The sequence below is a fragment of the Streptomyces sp. SID14436 genome, from assembly GCF_010548465.1.
Classification (GTDB): domain Bacteria; phylum Actinomycetota; class Actinomycetes; order Streptomycetales; family Streptomycetaceae; genus Streptomyces.
The window spans coordinates 1-684 of sequence record NZ_JAAGMD010000153.1 but is presented as its reverse complement, the minus strand read 5'-3'; the positions used below and the strand labels follow the sequence as shown (position 1 = coordinate 684).

1 protein-coding gene is annotated in these 684 nt (G+C 77.9%); it reads right to left on the bottom strand.

The window, feature by feature from the left end; genetic code table 11:
• On the bottom strand, nucleotides 1–684 hold a 684-nt coding region (locus G3I53_RS05730), incomplete at both ends, for a B12-binding domain-containing protein (protein WP_239063593.1).

Sequence of the window (684 nt, the reverse complement as noted above, 5' to 3'; positions counted from 1 at the left end):
CGGACACGCCCTGGCCGGCCCAGCCGGGCCCCAGCGTCAGCACGGCCGCCTTGCGCCGGGCTCCGCGCACGCCCCATTCCATCGCGGCCACGTGCTGGGCCAGCGGCCGGCTCGCCGTGGTGCGGGACTGCGCCCACAGGCCCACCACGGCGGGCCCGGTCCTGCGCACCGCGGCGACCAGCGACTCGACGGGCAGCGCGCCGCCGAACATCCGGACCGGCAGGCCGTGTTCGGTGAGGGCGGCGGCGAGCGCCTCCAGCGGCAGGGTGTGGTTCTCCCCCGGCACGCAGGCGAGGACGGTGGTGGCACCGGGCCGGTCGGCGGCCACCGGCCGTGCGCTGCGGCGCAGGGCACCGGAGACGTGCCAGGACAGGAAGTGCTCGACCTCTACGTAGCGTTCGCCGGAGCTCTCCCACTTGCGGCCGACCGCCTGCAGCGTCGGCATGATCACCTCCGTCCAGGCGGGGACCAGGCCGTGCTCGGCGATCGCGGTCAGCAGCAGCTCCTCCAGGGCGACGGCGTCGAGGCGCAGCGCGGCGCGGGCGATCCCCTTGCACTCCTGCCGCACGTCGCCGAGGCGCAGTCCGCTGCCGGCCCGGCTGCGTGCGGGGGTCCGCGCACCGGGTGACGCGGACGCGGTGACGGCGGGGCCGGTGGCGGGCCGCGCGTCCGCGGGGGTGTCGC